The following is a 16432-nucleotide window of genomic DNA, read 5'->3' on the forward strand; positions in this document are numbered from 1 at the left end:
CTGCGCGGGAGGGGTCAGTCCTTGACGGCGGCGATGTCCGGCGCATCGACGGCCTTCATGCCGACGACATGGTAGCCGGAATCGACGTGATGCACTTCGCCGGTGACGCCGCGCGACAGATGCGACAGGAAGTAGAGCGCGGAATCGCCGACCTCCTCGATCGAAACGGTGCGGCGCAGCGGCGCGTTGTATTCGTTCCACTTCAGGATGTAGCGGAAGTCGTCGATGCCGGATGCGGCGAGCGTCTTGATCGGACCAGCCGAGATCGCGTTGACGCGGATGTTCTTCGGGCCGAGGTCGACGGCGAGGTACTTCACGCTGGCTTCCAGTGCCGCCTTGGCAACGCCCATGACGTTGTAGTTCGGCATGACCTTTTCAGCCCCGTAGTAGGTCATGGTCAGCATCGAGCCGCCGTCGGTCATCAGCTTCTCGGCGCGCTGGGCGACCGCCGTGAACGAATAGACCGAAATGTCCATGGTGCGCAGGAAGTTGCCATGGCTGGTGTCGACGTAGCGGCCGGTCAGCTCGTCCTTGTCGGAGAAGCCGATGGCGTGGACGACGAAGTCGAGCTTGCCCCACTTCTCTTCCAGCTTGGCGAAGCATGCATCGATTGTCGTCATGTCGGTGACGTCGCAGTGCCCGCAGACGAAAGCACCGATTTCGGCGGCCAGCGGCTCGACACGCTTCTTCAGCGCATCGCCCTGATAGGTGAAGGCGAGCTCCGCGCCCTGGTCGGCACATGCCTTGGCAATGCCCCAGGCAATCGATCTGTTGTTGGCGACGCCGAGAATAAGGCCGCGCTTGCCGGCCATCAGGCCCTGTCCACCCGCCATAAGAGCGCACTCCAATGCATGAATTGTTTCGGAGAGCCTATCGCATAGGCAATCTGCGCCTTCAAGCGTTGATACGCCGACACATCAAGGCCGGCACATCGCGCCGGCCCGCTTTCAGCTCTCGGACTTGCGCAGCAACTCCTCAAGCGCCGCATCGCCGCCTTCGGGCAGCATGACGCGGACATGGACGTACAGGTCGCCATGACCGCCTGCCTTTTCGGGCAGGCCGCGTCCCTTGAGGCGCAGGACCTTGTCCGAACTCGACCACTCGGGAACCTTCACCGCCAGCCGGCCGGTAGGAGTCTCCACTGCCGCCTTGGCGCCGAGCACTGCCTCCTTGAGGCTCACAGGCAGGTCGACATGCAGGTCCCTGCCCTCCAGCCGGTAGCGCGGATGGCGGCGGAACCTGATCTTGACCAGCGCGTCGCCCGCCCCGCCAAGACCCGCCTCGCCCTGGCCCTTGAGCCTTATCGTCTGGCCGTCCTCGACATACTCAGGCAGTTTCACCGCCATCTTGCGGCCATCGGGGAACATCGCTGTCACCTTTGGCGCGGTCGCCGCTTCCTCGATGGTCACGTCGAGCGTGACATTGACGTCGGCGCCCGGTTGAGCGCGCTGTGCGCCCGGGCCACCGCCCATGCCTGCGCCGGCAGCAGCACCGGGGCCACGCTGGCCAAAGGAATCACCAAAAATCTGGCTGAAGATATCGCCGGCATCGAAGGACCCGCCGCCCGGGCCGCCGGAGCGGAATTCGAAGCGTGAGTTGCCAGGACCAGTCTGCTGGCGGCGGAAGCCGCCAAATGGGTCGCCCCCGGCGGCACCTTCGAAGCCTTGGAAACGCGCCTTGCCCTCGGCGTCGATTTCGCCGTGGTCGAAAGCCACCTTCTTCTTCTCGTCGCCAAGAATCTCGTAGGCCTGGTTGGCGGCGGCAAAGCGTTCCTTCGCCTTCGGATCGTCCGGGTTCTGGTCCGGATGGTGCTTCTTGGCGAGCTTGCGGTAAGCCGCCTTGATGTCCTTGGCCGAGGCGTTCTTGGCAACGCCCAGCACCTCATAGGGGTCGCGCATGCTTCATTCCACAACAGAGAAAAGGGTTGGTCCATCCCTATATGCGCCTGGCTAGGAAGAAATTCCAGAGGCGGAAAGCCGCAACCCGTCAGGCCGGCTGGAACGACAGCATCTGCCAGGCTCCGGAACCAGCCGCGCAGACCTCGCCCTTGAACAGGCTTACCCCGTCGAAGCTTTCGCGTGAAACGGCAAATTCGCGGCATAACACGCCACGTTCATTGCTCTCGACAAGGGCGGTGATCGCGCCGCGCGAACCGGTCTCGGCATTGGCCCAGGGAATCGCCTGGCCTTTCAACTCGGCAACATCGGCGGACGAAACAGCATTGCGGATCGTCGTCTCGTCCGACAGGCGATTCGCATCGCTGGTCCTGTTGACATCGTCAGGAACCTTGCTGGTCACCAGGCTTCGGTCGACCTCGGCCTTCTCGAGGCTGAAGCCGCCGGCACCGCAGGCGCTGATCGTCGTCAGGCTAAGCAGCAGCACCAGCTTGAGGGATCGGGACCCGATTTGTGGGAGGCAATGGCCCTCAAAGGCTTGCGCGAAGCGCGACAATAGGCATTCTCCCGGTCGTAAATGGCAGGTCGAGTAAAAGCTATGACGGACACAGAGTTAACAAGCAGTGACTTCACGGAGGCTGCTGAGCCTTTCCAGCTCTTTGCCTCGTGGCTGAAGGACGCCACGGCCAGCGAGCCGAACGATCCGACCGCACTGGCGCTGGCGACCGTCGATACCGACGGACTGCCTGACGTACGCATGGTGCTGCTCAAGGGATTCGACGAACATGGCTTCGTCTTCTACACCAATTTCGAAAGCGCCAAGGGCCGCGAAATCCTCGCAACGATGAAAGCGGCGATGTGTTTCCACTGGAAATCGCTGCGCCGCCAGGTCCGCGTGCGCGGCCCGGTCGAGATCGTCACCGATGCCGAAGCCGACGAATATTTCGCCTCGCGCCCGCGTGGCAGTCGAATTGGCGCCTGGGCATCCAAGCAGTCGCGCCCGCTGGAAAGCCGCTTCGCGCTGGAAAAGGCCGTTGCCGAATATACCGCCCGCCATGTCATCGGCGAAATCCCGCGCCCGCCACACTGGTCGGGCTTCCGCATCGTGCCGAGCCAGATCGAGTTCTGGCACGACCGCCCCTTCCGCCTGCACGACCGCGTCGTCTTCACCCGCGCTGCCGATGGCGGCTGGGACAAGGATCGGCTTTATCCGTGAGTTCTTACCCTCCCCCTTGTGGAGAGGGTCGCGCCGCGAAGCGGAGCGGGGTGGGGGTGACGATGAGGACACCCCCGCCCCGTCTCGCTCGCCTTGCTTCGCAATGCTCGTTCGCCGACCCTCCCCACAAGGGGAGGGTAAGCCTTAGCCCTTCTTGCGCGACATGAAGGCAACGAGTGCCGCTCGCGCTTCATCCGACTTGAGCCGGGCACGGAAATGCGCGCCCTCTTCCTTGATGCGTTCGACGAGCGCGGTTCGGTCGCCGCGCATCAGGTCGCGCGCGATCTTCAGCGCTTCCGGCGGCTTGGCCGCGATCTCGCTGGCGGCAGCGAGTGCTGCCGCCTCCAGCTCGTCTTCCGCGACGACCTTGTAGATCAGCCCTGCAGCCAGCGCCCGCTCCGCCGGAAAACTCTCGCCCAGGCCGAGCAAGGCAAAGGCGCCCTGCAGGCCGAGCACCTGCGGCGCAATCAGGCTGGAGCCTGCCTCGGGCACCAGCCCGAGATCGACGAAGGGCGTGCGGAAGACCGTGCGCGGCGTGGCGAAGGTCAGGTCGCAATGCAGGTTGATCGTCGTTCCAATACCCACCGCGATGCCGTCGACGCCCGAGACCACGGGCTTTTCGGTCCTGGCCAACGCGAGCAGGAAATCCCATACCTCACCGCCACCCTCGCCGCCCGTGGCGATCGCCATGAAGTCGGCGAGGTCGTTGCCGGACGAAAAAGCGCCGGGCACGCCAAGAAAGACATGGCATCGCACTGCTGTGTCCTTGTCGCCGGCGACCAGTGCTGCCGCCATTTCGGCGTACATGGCACGGGTGATGGCGTTCTTCTTGTCCGGACGGTTCATCCGGATGATCTGCACGGCGCCCTGCCGCTCGATGAGAATGTGGTCGGTCACGTCAGTTCCTCGTCCCAGATGTCACGCCAAAATCAGCGCCGTGGCGGCAGCGGCGAGGCTCGCAGCGCCACCGGTGATGCGGTCCTTTAGTGCCGCCGTCTCGCCGAGCAGGTTCTCGGCGAAGAACCGGCAAAGCGCGATGCGTCCTGCGTCGCCATCGGCAAGAGCCGCGCGCGCCAGGTAGGCGCCACCAGCGACCAGCGAGAACAGCCTGAGATACGGCGTGGCCCCAGCCAGTGCATCGTCCGTTCGGCCGTCGCTAAGCTGCATCTGGAGATGTCGCGTGACGTCTTGAAGATCGTCGAGCGCCTGTTCGAGAATGAGCGCCGTGCGCCCATACGCCTCGCTGTTCATCGCAGCGACAGCGATGGCTACGCCAGCGAGCTCGCCGATGTAGCCGAAGACATGCTCGCCATTGCCGAGCGGCAGCTTGCGGGTGACGAGGTCGATGGCCTGGATGCCGTTGGTGCCCTCATAGATCGGGGCGATACGGGCATCGCGCAGAAGGGCTGCCGCACCCGTCTCTTCGATGAACCCCATGCCGCCATGGATCTGCACGCCAAGCGAGGCGACATCGACGCCGACATCGGTGGAGAATGCCTTGGCCAGAGGTGTCAGCAGATTGGCACGGTCCTGCCAATGGGTCTTGTCCGCACCGGTCGACACGCGCGCCATGTCGATGGCGTGGGCGCAAGAATAGGCGATGGCCCGTGCCGCCTGGGTCAGCGCCTTCATCGTCAGCAGGTTGCGCTGGACGTCGGGGTGATGGACGATCGGCGCCATGCCCTCGCCCTTGTAAGAAGCCGCCTTGCCCTGGCGGCGATCATTGGCATAGGCGAGTGCCTTCTGGAACGCGGTTTCGGCAACCGCAACGCCCTGGATGCCGACCAGCAGGCGCGCATTGTTCATCATCGTGAACATGCAGGCGAGCCCGCGGTTCTCCTCGCCGATCAGCCAGCCAATGGCGCCGGGCTCACGGCCCTTGGTGAAGCCATCGCCATAGATCATCGTGCAGGTCGGCGAGGCGTGGATGCCTAGCTTTTCCTCGATACCCGAGCAGAACACGTCGTTGCGCGCGCCCGGCGTGCCGTCCTCATTGAGCAGGAACTTCGGCACCAAAAACAGCGATATGCCGCGCGTGCCGGCGGGCGCATCGGGCAAGCGCGCCAGCACCAGATGCACGATGTTGTCAGTAAGGTCGTGCTCGCCATAGGTGATGAATATCTTCTGGCCGAAGATGCGGTAGGTGCCGTCGCCTGACCTCTCGGCGCGGCTGCGCAACGCCGCCAGATCCGAGCCGGCCTGCGGTTCGGTCAGGTTCATGGTGCCCATCCACTCGCCGGAGACGAGCTTGGCGAGATAGGCCGACTTCAGATCTTCCGAAGCGTGCTTTTCCAGCGCCTCGACAGCGCCCATCGACAGCGTCGGGCCGATGCCGAAGGCCATCGAGGCCGAGTTCCACATTTCCAGCGTCGCCACGCCCATCATCGTCGGCAGGCCCTGCCCGCCATATTCCTCGGGGCCGTTCAGGCTGTTCCAGCCGCCTTCGGCCCAATGCTTGTAAAGTTCCTTCCAGCCGGGCGGCATGGTGACGGCCGCATCGCGGAGCGTGGCGCCGGTCTGGTCGCCGACCTTGTAGAGCGGCGCCACCTCTTCACTGGCGAAGCGGCCGGCTTCGCCCAGAATGGCGTCGACGAGATCCTCGCCGAGGTCGCCGAAGGTGCCGGCGTCGAGTGCCGCCCTGAGGCCCGCGACATGCTTCAACGCAAAGGCAATTTCTTCCACCGGGGCGCGGTACATGACGCTTCCTCCTGCTGACCAGACGATCTGCTGTTGCGGCCTCACCACCGCCTGGCACGCACACTAGCCGCCTTCCCGAGCCAAGGGGAAGTGACTTTTTACGTAAACGTCAACTTTTTGGCGACCCTTTGCACCCAAGCCCCGGCTTGGTAGAACAACGAAATCAACGAGGACAAGATGCTTGCCCGTCCCGACGCCTTCAGCTGCATCGTATGCGGCCTGCCCTACCGTTCCGAAGGCTTCTGGTATCACGGCGGCAAGATCGAGGATGGCGCCGCCTACTGGACCGATCGCGGCATCCTGTGTTCGCCGAAATGTTCGCTTGCCCACTACCGCAAGCGCGAGGCCGACGGCACGCTTCCGACCGAACCCGCGCCCGATCCGTTCGATTAATGCCTCCATCGGCGGCAAAAGCGCTCGCTTTCAACCTGAGGGCGGTGGAGACGCATCAGCATTTCCTTAACCATGGCGGTCCACGATCGAATATCGATCACCGAGGATCGCCTTTTGAGGGGACTGGCGTCTAGATTTCACCACCTCGCGCTCGCAGCGCTGACCGCCGCTTGGGCATTTCACCTGCCCGCGCCGGCCTTGGCCTCCGACTTCTCCGAGCCATGGAAGAAGGCCGACCGAGCGCTCGTCATCGACGCCTACGAATACAACTCCATCGATTGGCAGAAGCTGTCAGGCGACAAGCGTATCGTCGGCTTCATCAACAAGGCCTCCGACGGGCTGCCACCGCCCTACTCCTGTTCCGGCGAAGAAACGGCCTACAGGCTGTGCAAGGCACTTTGGAAACGCCATGCGGTCGCCCGCGAGCTGTTTCACACCCGCAAGGTCGTCGCCAAGGCACTCGGCCTGAAATGGGGCGCCTACCACCTCGCGCGACCCGGCAATCCGATCGAGCAGGCCGAGAACTTCCTTGATTTCGCCGAGCCCGGCCCTGACGACCTGATGGCGATCGACATCGAGGAGAACGATCCGACGAAATGGATGTCGCTGGAGGACGCCGAACTGTTCGTGCGCCATATCTTCCTGCGCACCGGCCGCTACCCGATCCTCTACACCAACGGCACGACCTCCAGGTACATCGCCGACAACCGCTACCGCTACCGGCTGCTGTCGCGGCTGCCATTGTGGTATGCGCGCTACAAGCCCGAGATCGGCATCCACTTCCCGAAGGGCAACTGGCAAGGCTATTCGCTGTGGCAGTTCTCCGCCCAGGCCAATTGCGGCGAACGCCGCTGCCCCTACCGCGTCGCCGGTACCCCCAACGACATCGACGTCAATGTCGCGCCGATGGACGCGGACGGGTTGCGCAAGGTCTGGCCATTCGGCCAGCTGATCGAAACAACCGACGACTTCATGCTCAACGTGCCGGTGCCGATCGCCAGGGATGACGGCCTGAAGGGTGAAAGCCGCATCACCTATGCCTCGGTCGCCTATCCGGTGCGGCTCGACCTTCTTGCCGAGACGCTGCGCTCAAGCTGGAGCAAGGCCGTGCTCGGCGCGCTGCCTGCGATCAGGCCGGCACCCAGCCGCTATTTCAACGGCATGGCGGAATTCGTGGCACTCAGGCACGACGAACTGATGCGCGTGGCCAGCCAGAACGCGGCAAGGCTCGATCCGGTCGCCACCGCCTCGACCGAGAGCGACCGCGCCGAGCGCTAGGCCTTTTCGCGCTCGACAGCGCGCCAGCCGATGTCGCGGCGGCAAAAGCCTTCCGGCCAATCGAGCTTGTCGACAGCCGCATAGGCTTTCTGCTGCGCTTCGCTGACAGTGCGTCCTGTCGCGGTGACGTTCAGCACGCGGCCGCCATTGGCGACGATCTTGCCGTCCTTGACGGCTGTGCCGGCGTGGAAGACCTGGGCGCCGGCAGCTTCCGCCTCGTCGATGCCCGAGATGACCGAGCCCTTTTCCGGCGTGCCCGGATAGCCCTTGGCCGCCATCACCACCGTCAGCGCCGCCTCGTCGCGCCAGCGCGCCGAGACATGCGCCAACTGGCCATCGGCGGCGGCATTGAGGAGCACGAGAAGGTCTTCCTTGAGCCGCATCATCAGCACCTGGCATTCGGGGTCGCCGAAGCGGGTGTTGTATTCGATCAGCTTCGGGCCCTGGTCGGTCAGCATCAGGCCGGCAAACAGCACGCCCGAGAACGGCGCGCCCATCTCGGCCATGCCGCGCATCGTCGGCTCTATGATCTCGCGCATCGTCTGTTCGATCAGTTCGGGCGTCATCACCGGTGCTGGCGAATAGGCGCCCATGCCGCCGGTGTTCGGCCCGACATCGCCATCGCCGACGCGCTTGTGATCCTGCGCCGTGCCGAAGGGCAATGCCGTCTTGCCATCGCAGAGGCAAAAGAAGCTCGCCTCCTCGCCGGTCATGAATTCTTCCACCACGACCGAAGCACCGGCACCGCCGAATGCGACATCGAAGCAGCCGTCTACTGCTTCCAGCGCCTCATCAAGCGTCATCGCCACCGTCACGCCCTTGCCGGCGGCGAGGCCATCAGCCTTGATGACGATCGGCGCGCCCATCTTCTCGATATAGGATCGGGCAGAAGCCGCATCGTCGAAACGGCCATAGGCAGCGGTCGGAATGTCGTAGCGGGCGCAGAGATCCTTGGTGAAGCCTTTCGAACCCTCGAGCTGGGCAGCCTTGCCGGAAGGGCCGAAGACCCGAATACCAGCCGCGCGGAGGTCGTCGCCGATACCGACAACCAGCGGCCCCTCGGGCCCGACAACGACAAGATCGATGCCCTTGTCCTTGCAGAAGGCTGCGACCGCGGCATGGTCGGCAATGTCGAGCGCCACCAGTTCGGCTTCCTTGGCGATGCCTGGATTGCCTGGCGCGGCATAAAGCCTGGTCAACATCGGTGACGCCGCAAGCTTCCAGGCCAGCGCATGTTCGCGGCCGCCGGAGCCGATGAGCAGGATGTTCATGCGCTTGACCTCTTGCTGATGCTGGACGTGATGCACCCGCTAGTGGCCGAGGCGGTTGAGGTCAAGCTGCAGCACAGCCAATCACGGACAAATCGTCCGCTTGACGCCTGCCCACGCCGCTGGCACTCCCATGACATGGAAACCATCCAATCGAAAGCCGGCCAGGGCCGGGTCGCCGACGCGCCATCCGGTCACTGGGTCTATCGCGCCTTGCCGCGCAGCCTTTGGCCATATGCACAGCTCGCGCGCTGGGACCGGCCGATCGGCTGGATACTCCTGCTCTGGCCGTGCTGGTGGTCGGCGGCGATGGCGGCAAGCGCCTATTCCCGACCCGGCGACAGCCTCTTGTCGCTGCTGCCCTCGCCCTGGTTCCTGGCACTTTTCCTGATCGGCGCCGTCGCCATGCGTGGGGCCGGCTGCACCTACAACGACATCGTCGACGAGGGCATCGACGCCCAGGTCGAGCGCACGCGCTCGCGCCCCCTGCCCTCCGGCCAGGTCAGCCGCCGCCAGGCGTGGGTGTTCCTCGTGCTTCAGGCGCTTGTCGGGCTGGTGGTGCTGTTGCAGTTCAACAGCTTCGCCGTTCTGCTCGGCATCTCGTCGCTGGCGATCGTTGCGATCTACCCGTTCATGAAGCGCATCACCAACTGGCCGCAATTCGTGCTTGGCCTGGCCTTTTCCTGGGGCGCGCTGATGGGCTGGGCGGCCGAGTTCGGCGACATCGACGGCCCGGCCGTGCTGCTCTATTTCGGTTCGATCATGTGGGTGATCGGCTACGACACGATCTACGCGCATCAGGACAAGGAAGACGACGCACTTGTCGGCGTGAAGTCGACAGCCCGTTTCTTCGGCGAAAACACCAAGTCATGGCTTGTCGGGCTTTATGCCGGGGCGCTGATGCTGTTTGCGACGGCCTTTGCCATGGCTCAGGTGCCGATGCCGGCACTCGCCGGCCTTGTCGCCGCCGGCGCGCACATGGCGCGCCAGATCGCCACGCTGGACATCGACAACCCCGACCAGTGCCTCAGGCTGTTCAGGTCGAACGGCCAGGTCGGCTGGATCATCTTCATCGGCCTGATCTGCGGCGGCGCCTGGGTGGCGCTGAAGCCGCTGATCTAGTCACGCCCGGGCGATGATCTCCTCGCCGTCGATGACGAGGCGGACACCGAGCGTGCCCGACTTGCGGCGGGCCAGGAAACGCGGCCTGCGCATCCGTGACACCCGGCCCTTGCGCCGGTCCTGCGCCGGCAGGGTCTTGATCGCCGCACCCAGCGACTCATCTAGCGTGCGGGCAACGCCGTCCGCCTCGATCAGCAACATCGGCAGGCTGTAATAGTCGGCCCAGGCGCGCCAGTCGGCGGCAACGTCGTCGAGATCGTCGGCAACCAGCAGCGGCACCGACAGCATCGGATCGTTGTGCAGCAATTCCAGCGTCACGGTGACGTTGAGATCCTCGTCTTCCATCGCGCGAGCGGCAACGCCGCGGAAAGCGCGCGCCGGCAGCGCAATCGTCGCCGGCAGCCCGCTGAGCGCCAGCAGGCGGCGGATCACCGCGCCGCGGTGATCTATGGTGAAGGTGACGTCGCCAAGGTCGTCACGCGTCGCGTAGCTGACCATCTGCGGCAAGCGGAACGGGTCGAGGCGCATGTTGCGTCCCGCCCAGACTGGCTTCAGTCCGGTGTTCATGTTGTGCCTTCCTGTTATCTCCTGAGAGCCGGTTTCCGGTCTCTCCGGACCAGTTTTTCCGGTCTCGTTAGGAAGGACACTAGCGGGGTGACCTTACCGCCCCGCTTAAGAAATTGGGTTAAATTTTGCTGATCTCGGCGATGGTTATCGGAATACAACCAGAGACGTTCAAATCGTCTTGCCGGGGTTCATGATACCGGCAGGATCGAAAGCGCTCTTCACCCGGCGCATCAGATCGATGGCGATGGGCGGGGCAGTGGCGATAAGTTCATCGCGCTTGAGCTGGCCGATGCCATGCTCGGCCGAGATCGAGCCGTTCATGCTGCGCACGACGTCATGCACCGCCTTGTTCATGTCGCGGTAGAGCGCGAGGAAAGCGTCGCTCGCCACGCCGACAGGCTGCGAGACATTGTAGTGCAGATTGCCGTCGCCCATGTGGCCGAAGCAGACCACGCGCGCCTCCGGGCAGACGCTCGCCACGGCGGCAGCGCCTTGGGCGATGAATGCAGGGATGCTGGCGATCGGCACAGAGATGTCGTGCTTGATCGACGCGCCTTCCACCTTCTGCGTTTCCGGCAGCATCTCGCGCAGGCGCCAGAACTCGTTGGCATGGGCGACGCTTGCGGCAATCGCCGCATCGCCAACCTGCCCCGCCTCCAAGCCAGCCGAAAGAACATCCTCGATCAGCGTGCGCGCGTCCTCGGCCGAGCGGCCCGACGAGATTTCCATCAGCACCTGCCAGGGCCAGTCGCCTTCCAGCGGCGGCCGGGCATCGGGAATGTGACGCATGGCAAATTCCATCGGCAGGTGGCCGATCAGCTCGAACGCCGTCAGCGCGCTGCCGGCAAGATCCTGGGCGCGATCAAACAGCGCCAGTGCTGCCTCGGGCGAAGACAGCCCGACCCAGGCGACTTCACGGCCCTTGGGCCTTGGATAGAGCTTCAGCACCGCCGCCGTGATGACGCCCAGCGTACCTTCGGCGCCGACGAACAGGTTCTTCAGGTCGTAGCCGGTGTTGTCCTTCTTCAGCTTGCGCAGGTCGTCGAGCACCTCGCCGGTCGGCAGCACCACCTCGACGCCAAGGCACAGTTCGCGCGCATTGCCATAGGCAACCACGCCGGTGCCACCGGCATTGGACGACAGGTTGCCGCCGACCTGGCAGGAACCTTGCGACGCCAGCGACAAGGGATAGAGCCGGTCGACCTCGTCGGCTGCCTTGTGCAACACGTCGAGCACGACGCCAGCTTCGGCGATGACCGTGTTGGAAACCGGATCGATCTCGCGGATACGGTTGAGCCGCGACAGCGACAGCACGATCTGGCCACCCGAGCGGTCAGGCACCTGGCCGCCAACGAGGCCGGTGTTGCCGCCTTGCGGCACAATCGGCGTACGGGTCTCGGTGGCGAGCTTCATGATCGCGCTCACCTCCTCGACGCTCCCCGGGCGCAGCACCAGCGAGGTTGCACCGGTGAACAGGCCGCGCGGTTCGTGCACGTAAGGTTCGATGTCGGCTTCCGAGCGAACCGCGTAACGCTCGCCGACAATGGCAGCAAAGCGCTCGGCAAGCGCGGGATCGAGACCGGGGAGATTCTGGGTCATGTGACGGAAGCTAAATTCAGACGTGAGGATTGTCACGAGGGGCAGCGGCGCGCGCCAGCCTGTCGTTGATGGCTTCGCCGAGCTCGTCGAACGGTATCGGCTCGACGGCGATCAGCTTGGCGCCACTGCGGTCGAGCGCCTGGAGATGAGCGAAGAGATTTGTCGCGGCCTCGCGCAGGTCGCCTGCCTCGGACAGATTGAGAAAGGCGTGCGCCTGCTGCCAGCCTTCGGTGCGGCTCGGACCGAAACCGAGCAGTGCCTCTCCCGTCCCGACGCTTTCCGCATTCAGGCGCATCTGGGCACCGGGGGCATAATGCGAGGCGAGCATGCCAGGCGCTTCAATGCCGGCAGTCATGCCGCGCAGCAGCGGCGCGCCAGTCACGGCTTCGATTTCGCCTGCCGGAACACCGCCTGGGCGTAGCAGCCTTACACGGCCATCCTCGACCTTGACGATCGTCGATTCTAGCCCGACCGGCGTTGCGCCGCCGTCGACGACGAGCGGAATACGCGCGCCAAGATCGCTGGCCACCGCCTCACCACTTGTCGAGCTGATCTTGCCCGAGCTGTTGGCGCTTGGTGCTGCCAGCGGCCGCCCAAGCCTGGCGATCAAGGTGCCGCCAAAACCCTTGGGCATGCGCAATGCAATCGTGTCGAGCCCGGCCGTCACCAGTGGATGAATGCCCGAACCGGCACGCAGCGGTACAACCAGCGTCAAAGGGCCGGGCCAGAATTTTTCGGCAAGCGTTCGCGACAGCGGATCGAATACGCCGATGCGCTCGGCCATGGCCATGTCGGCGACATGGGCGATCAGCGGGTTGAAGCGCGGGCGGCCCTTGGCCTCGAAGATGCGAGCGACGGCCTCGCCATTGGTGGCGTCGCCGGCCAAGCCATAGACGGTCTCCGTCGGAATGGCCACGACCTCGCCGGCGCCGAGCAGCGCCAGTGCCGCGTCCATCGCCTTGTCGGCTGCGATCAGTTCCGCCACGTCTAAGCTTCCTTTTGCATGCCCGGTCCCTAACCCGCTCGGCACGACGCGACAAGTGTGCTGCCCGCAAGAATCCAGCATTGCCTAAAATGCGCTGCATCTTCGCAAGCCGGTTGCAACCGCCCTTCAGATACATTGCGCTTCAAGGTTGATTCAACTCCGAGGGTCAAATGCGCCTGTTTGCTGCGTTTCTAGTTGCCGGCATCGCCGTGTCCGGTTCGGTGCACGCGTCCTCGATCGTCATTGTCGAAGGCACTGCGGGCAGCCCGTCATCGGTCAGTGTCGACGCCCCGAAATCGGTCACCAGGTCGATCATCGCGCTCGGAGCGCCCTCGGTCGACACCGGCAAAGTGGCGGCGATCGAAACCAAGCCCGCAAGCACCAACCACGAGATGGGACCCGAATTGATGGTCATCCGCGGTGGCGAGGTCGGAAGCGTGTCGCCGGAGCCAGCAGCCATCGCCCCCACCCCGGCGGAAGCTGCCCCCGCCCAGCAAGCTGCGGCCGGCGATCAGGCGCCCTTGCCTGTCACGCCCGACGGGGCCGCGGTCGACCCGGCAAGCGCACCTGTCGAAACCGAATAGCCTGGCTTGACCGTCACGCCGCCGTTGTGCACCGTCACGGCAACACATCGGCAAATCTGGGCAAGGGCTTGATCCATGAAAACAATTCGCACTATCGCGGCAGCGCTTGTCGCCGCGCTCGCCATGGGCATGGGCCCTGCACAAGCCGATCAGCTCCTCGGCACCTATGTGGCGCGTATCTCGGAAAAGGACCACCAGGCCAGCGACGGCTATGTGCTCGACAGCGCGGCCCAGGTCGTGCGGCAGGATCGCGCCAATGTGCACAAGCACATCCAGACCGACGAGGAAGACGACATCGACGACTGGTTCACCACCAACGCCAAGCGCGCCCGCTTCGAGCAGTTGCTGAACAAGCCAGGCGCGATGAGCAATTCGACCCGCAGCGCGATCCTACACGGCGAGCCGCTGATCGAGGTCCAGGTCTACCGCCAGAGCGTCAAGGTTCGCCTGCTCGACTGACGAAAGCGTCGGGCGGCTTTGCGCCGCCCCTGCATTATCCCGCAATCTTGGAGAAGTCGGCGACCTGATCGGTCGCCGCGCGGATGCGGGCGAGCAGCGCCAGCCGATTGGCGCGCACGGCGACGTCCTCATCATTGACGAGAACTTTCTCAAAGAATGAATCAACCGGTTCACGCAACACGCTAAGCGCGCGCATGGCGGCCGAAAAGTCTTCATTGCGAATCGCTTGGCCGGCTTCGCTGACAGCCTGATTCACCGACGCGAACAGCGCTTTTTCGGCTTCCTCGCGGAACAGGGCCGGGTCGACGGCTGCCGCAACCGCAGTCCCCTTCTTCTCCTCGGCGGCCAGAATGTTCGCCGCGCGCTTGGTGCCGGCGAGCAGGTTCTTGCCGTCCTCGGTGTCGAGGAACTTGCCGAGCGCTTCGACCCGGCGGGTGATGGTCAGCAGGTCATCGGCCTCGGGCGTGATGACAGCGTCGATCAGGTCGTGGCGGGCGCCAAGTTCGCGCAGATAGACCTTGAGGCGGTCATGGAAGAAGGCGATCAGATCGGCCTTGAGCGGGGCGGCACGGTCGATCGTTTCCTTGCGTAGCTCCGCCTCGTAGGCAGCGAGCGCATTGTCGACATCCTGTTCGCCGTCGACATCGCCGCTGTCGATCGCTGCCTGCGACGCCTCGAAAGCAGCAAGCTTGCGCTGGACAGAGGCTTCCTCAAGCTGCCGCAGCGCCGCGTCGAACAGCGTCTGCAGCGGCAGCCGGCCGCGCGCCGACAGGATGATCCTGACGATGCCGAGTGCGGCGCGACGCAGCGCATACGGATCCTTCGAACCCGTCGGCTTTTCGTCGATGGTCCAGAAGCCGACAAGCGTGTCGAGCTTGTCGGCGAGCGCCACCGACACCGAAACCGGATCGGCCGGCACGCGGTCGGACGGCCCCTGCGGCTTGTAGTGTTCTTCGATTGCGGCTGCGACCGACGGGCTCTCGCCCTGCAGCAGCGCATATTTGCGGCCCATCGCGCCTTGCAGTTCGGGGAACTCGCCGACGACTTCGGTCTGCAGGTCGGCCTTGGCCAGCACCGCCGCGCGGTCGGCCAGCTTCGGCTCGGCGCCGACCAGCGGCGCGATCTCGCGGGCCAGCCCGCGGATGCGCTGGACGCGCTGCCCTTGCGTTCCGAGCTTGGCGTGGAAGGTCACGCCGAGATGGTCGAGGCGGGCCATGCGCTGGTCGAGCGGCTTGTTGAGGTCGAGGCCGAAGGCTTCAGCCGACCGCTTCAGCGTGTCGAGGTCTGGCAGGTCGCCCTGGTCGGTGTTCCAGAAGTAGAGCGCGTCCGACAGGCGCGCGCGCACGACCTTGCCGTTGCCATGCGCGATCTCCTTGCCGCCGTCCTTGGCCTCGATGTTCGAGGTCAGGATGAAGTGGTTGGACAACGCATCCTCGCTGCCCTGCGGCCGCGTGACGAAACACTTCTGGTTGGCACGGATCGTCAGCCGAATGACTTCGGCGGGGATCTGCAGGAAGGCATCTTCAAACGTGCCCATCAGGACGACCGGCCATTCGACGAGGCCCGAAACCTCTTCCAGCAGCCCCTCGTCCTCGACAAGGTCGAGCCCGTTGGCGAAGGCGAGATTGCGCGCGTCGGCGGAGATCATCTCCTTGCGGCGCTCGGCATCGATGACAACCTTCGCCGTCTCGAGCTTTGCGGCATAATCTTCGAAGCGCCTGACCTTGATCGCGTCGGGCGCATGGAAGCGGTGGCCGTAGGTGACGTTGCCGGAGCGGATGCCATCGACCTCGAAGTCGACGACCACGGGCTCCTCGGTCTCGGGGCCGAAGGTGCAGACGATCGACTGCAGCGGCCGCACCCAACGCAGACTGCCCGGCTTGGCCGAGGCCGGGCCCCAGCGCATCGACTTGGGCCAGGGGAAGCTCTTGACGATGGCCGGCACCAGCTCGGCGATGATTTCTTCCGCCGAACGGCCGGGCTTGGAGATATGGGCAACGTAGAAATCGCCCTTTTTGGGATCGCTATGGACATGCGCCTCGGAAATCGAGTTCAGGCCGGCGCTGCGCAGGAAGCCCTGGATCGCCGCTTCCGGCGCCTTGGTGCTCGGGCCCTTGCGGTCCTCGTGGATGTCCTTGGAGCGGGCCGTCAGCCCCCTGATGTCGAGTGTCAGCCGGCGCGGCGTCCAGTATTCGCGCGCCGCCTCATAGGTGAGACCCGCCTCGACAAGACCGTCGGTCAGCATCTTCTTGAGGTCGCCCGCCGCCTTGCGCTGCATGCGCGCGGGGATTTCTTCGGAACGCAACTCTAAAAGCAGATCGGGCATCGGACGGGCTCACGCGGAAATGGTCCGCGCGGCATAGCAACTC

At 64.7% G+C, this 16432-nt stretch carries 16 protein-coding genes; 6 read left to right on the top strand and 10 right to left on the bottom strand.

Translation table 11 applies throughout. The features are described from left to right. Positions 1-14: 14 nt before the first annotated feature. From fabI to J1C56_RS07645, 3 genes are all read right to left on the bottom strand, one after another. Positions 15-833 carry an enoyl-ACP reductase FabI gene (gene fabI / locus J1C56_RS07635; protein WP_214387570.1) on the bottom strand — a complete coding sequence of 273 codons (819 nt, stop codon included), beginning with the start codon at positions 831-833 and terminating at the stop codon, positions 15-17. Between the two features lie 114 nt (positions 834-947). Then, positions 948-1898: a DnaJ C-terminal domain-containing protein gene (locus J1C56_RS07640; RefSeq protein ID WP_214387572.1), complete on the bottom strand. Its 951-nt coding sequence runs from the start codon at positions 1896-1898 to the stop codon at positions 948-950. An 88-nt stretch (positions 1899-1986) separates the two neighbouring features. After that, a complete protein-coding gene (locus J1C56_RS07645) occupies positions 1987-2451 on the bottom strand; it encodes an RT0821/Lpp0805 family surface protein (protein WP_246591209.1) in 465 nt (154 codons plus the stop codon). Between the two features lie 42 nt (positions 2452-2493). On the opposite strand from J1C56_RS07645, the gene pdxH reads away from it, so the two are divergent. Next, positions 2494-3111, top strand: coding sequence for a pyridoxamine 5'-phosphate oxidase (gene pdxH, locus J1C56_RS07650; protein WP_214387574.1), 618 nt, complete (start codon positions 2494-2496; stop codon positions 3109-3111). Between the two features lie 144 nt (positions 3112-3255). On the opposite strand, the gene J1C56_RS07655 is transcribed toward pdxH, so the two are convergent. Together J1C56_RS07655 and J1C56_RS07660 are read right to left on the bottom strand one after the other, a co-directional pair. Beyond that, a complete protein-coding gene (locus tag J1C56_RS07655; protein ID WP_214387576.1) occupies positions 3256-4008 on the bottom strand; it encodes a crotonase/enoyl-CoA hydratase family protein in 753 nt (250 codons plus the stop codon). A gap of 21 nt (positions 4009-4029) precedes the next feature. After that, positions 4030-5808, bottom strand: coding sequence for an acyl-CoA dehydrogenase family protein (locus tag J1C56_RS07660; protein WP_214387579.1), 1779 nt, complete (start codon positions 5806-5808; stop codon positions 4030-4032). Positions 5809-5985: 177 nt separating this feature from the next. Here J1C56_RS07660 and J1C56_RS07665 point away from each other — a divergent pair, with 177 nt between their 5' ends. Continuing rightward, complete coding sequence (locus J1C56_RS07665) at positions 5986-6201, top strand: hypothetical protein (protein ID WP_214387581.1); 216 nt, start codon at positions 5986-5988, stop codon at positions 6199-6201. A gap of 72 nt (positions 6202-6273) precedes the next feature. After that, positions 6274-7479 carry a glycoside hydrolase family 25 protein gene (locus J1C56_RS07670; RefSeq protein WP_214387583.1) on the top strand — a complete coding sequence of 402 codons (1206 nt, stop codon included), beginning with the start codon at positions 6274-6276 and terminating at the stop codon, positions 7477-7479. Here the strand turns inward: J1C56_RS07670 and purD are convergent. After that, positions 7476-8750: a phosphoribosylamine--glycine ligase gene (gene purD, locus J1C56_RS07675; RefSeq protein ID WP_214387585.1), complete on the bottom strand. Its 1275-nt coding sequence runs from the start codon at positions 8748-8750 to the stop codon at positions 7476-7478. The two genes, J1C56_RS07670 and purD, sit on opposite strands and share 4 nt — an antisense overlap. Before the next feature lie 135 nt (positions 8751-8885). Here purD and ubiA point away from each other — a divergent pair, with 135 nt between their 5' ends. Continuing rightward, positions 8886-9869: a 4-hydroxybenzoate octaprenyltransferase gene (ubiA, locus tag J1C56_RS07680; RefSeq protein ID WP_214387588.1), complete on the top strand. Its 984-nt coding sequence runs from the start codon at positions 8886-8888 to the stop codon at positions 9867-9869. Here the strand turns inward: ubiA and J1C56_RS07685 are convergent, their stop codons facing one another. The 3 genes from J1C56_RS07685 to J1C56_RS07695 form a co-directional block, all read right to left on the bottom strand. Further along, positions 9870-10436 carry a DUF6101 family protein gene (locus J1C56_RS07685; protein ID WP_214387590.1) on the bottom strand — a complete coding sequence of 189 codons (567 nt, stop codon included), beginning with the start codon at positions 10434-10436 and terminating at the stop codon, positions 9870-9872. It lies immediately after the preceding gene. A 168-nt stretch (positions 10437-10604) separates the two neighbouring features. Further along, positions 10605-12035, bottom strand: coding sequence for an FAD-binding oxidoreductase (locus tag J1C56_RS07690; protein ID WP_214387592.1), 1431 nt, complete (start codon positions 12033-12035; stop codon positions 10605-10607). A gap of 16 nt (positions 12036-12051) precedes the next feature. Then, positions 12052-12990 carry an L-threonylcarbamoyladenylate synthase gene (locus J1C56_RS07695; protein ID WP_214388305.1) on the bottom strand — a complete coding sequence of 313 codons (939 nt, stop codon included), beginning with the start codon at positions 12988-12990 and terminating at the stop codon, positions 12052-12054. Between the two features lie 200 nt (positions 12991-13190). On the opposite strand from J1C56_RS07695, the gene J1C56_RS07700 reads away from it, so the two are divergent. Together J1C56_RS07700 and J1C56_RS07705 are read left to right on the top strand one after the other, a co-directional pair. Continuing rightward, positions 13191-13604 carry a hypothetical protein gene (locus J1C56_RS07700; RefSeq protein ID WP_214387594.1) on the top strand — a complete coding sequence of 138 codons (414 nt, stop codon included), beginning with the start codon at positions 13191-13193 and terminating at the stop codon, positions 13602-13604. Between the two features lie 75 nt (positions 13605-13679). Further along, positions 13680-14063: a hypothetical protein gene (locus J1C56_RS07705; RefSeq protein ID WP_214387596.1), complete on the top strand. Its 384-nt coding sequence runs from the start codon at positions 13680-13682 to the stop codon at positions 14061-14063. 34 nt (positions 14064-14097) lie between these two features. Here J1C56_RS07705 and glyS read toward each other — a convergent pair whose 3' ends face one another. Then, positions 14098-16389 (bottom strand): glycine--tRNA ligase subunit beta, encoded by a 2292-nt coding sequence (gene glyS / locus J1C56_RS07710; RefSeq protein WP_214387598.1) that lies wholly within the window; start codon positions 16387-16389, stop codon positions 14098-14100. Between the last annotated feature and the right edge of the window lie 43 nt (positions 16390-16432).

It is taken from the genome of Aminobacter anthyllidis, from assembly GCF_018555685.1.
Classification (GTDB): Bacteria; Pseudomonadota; Alphaproteobacteria; order Rhizobiales; family Rhizobiaceae; genus Aminobacter; species Aminobacter anthyllidis.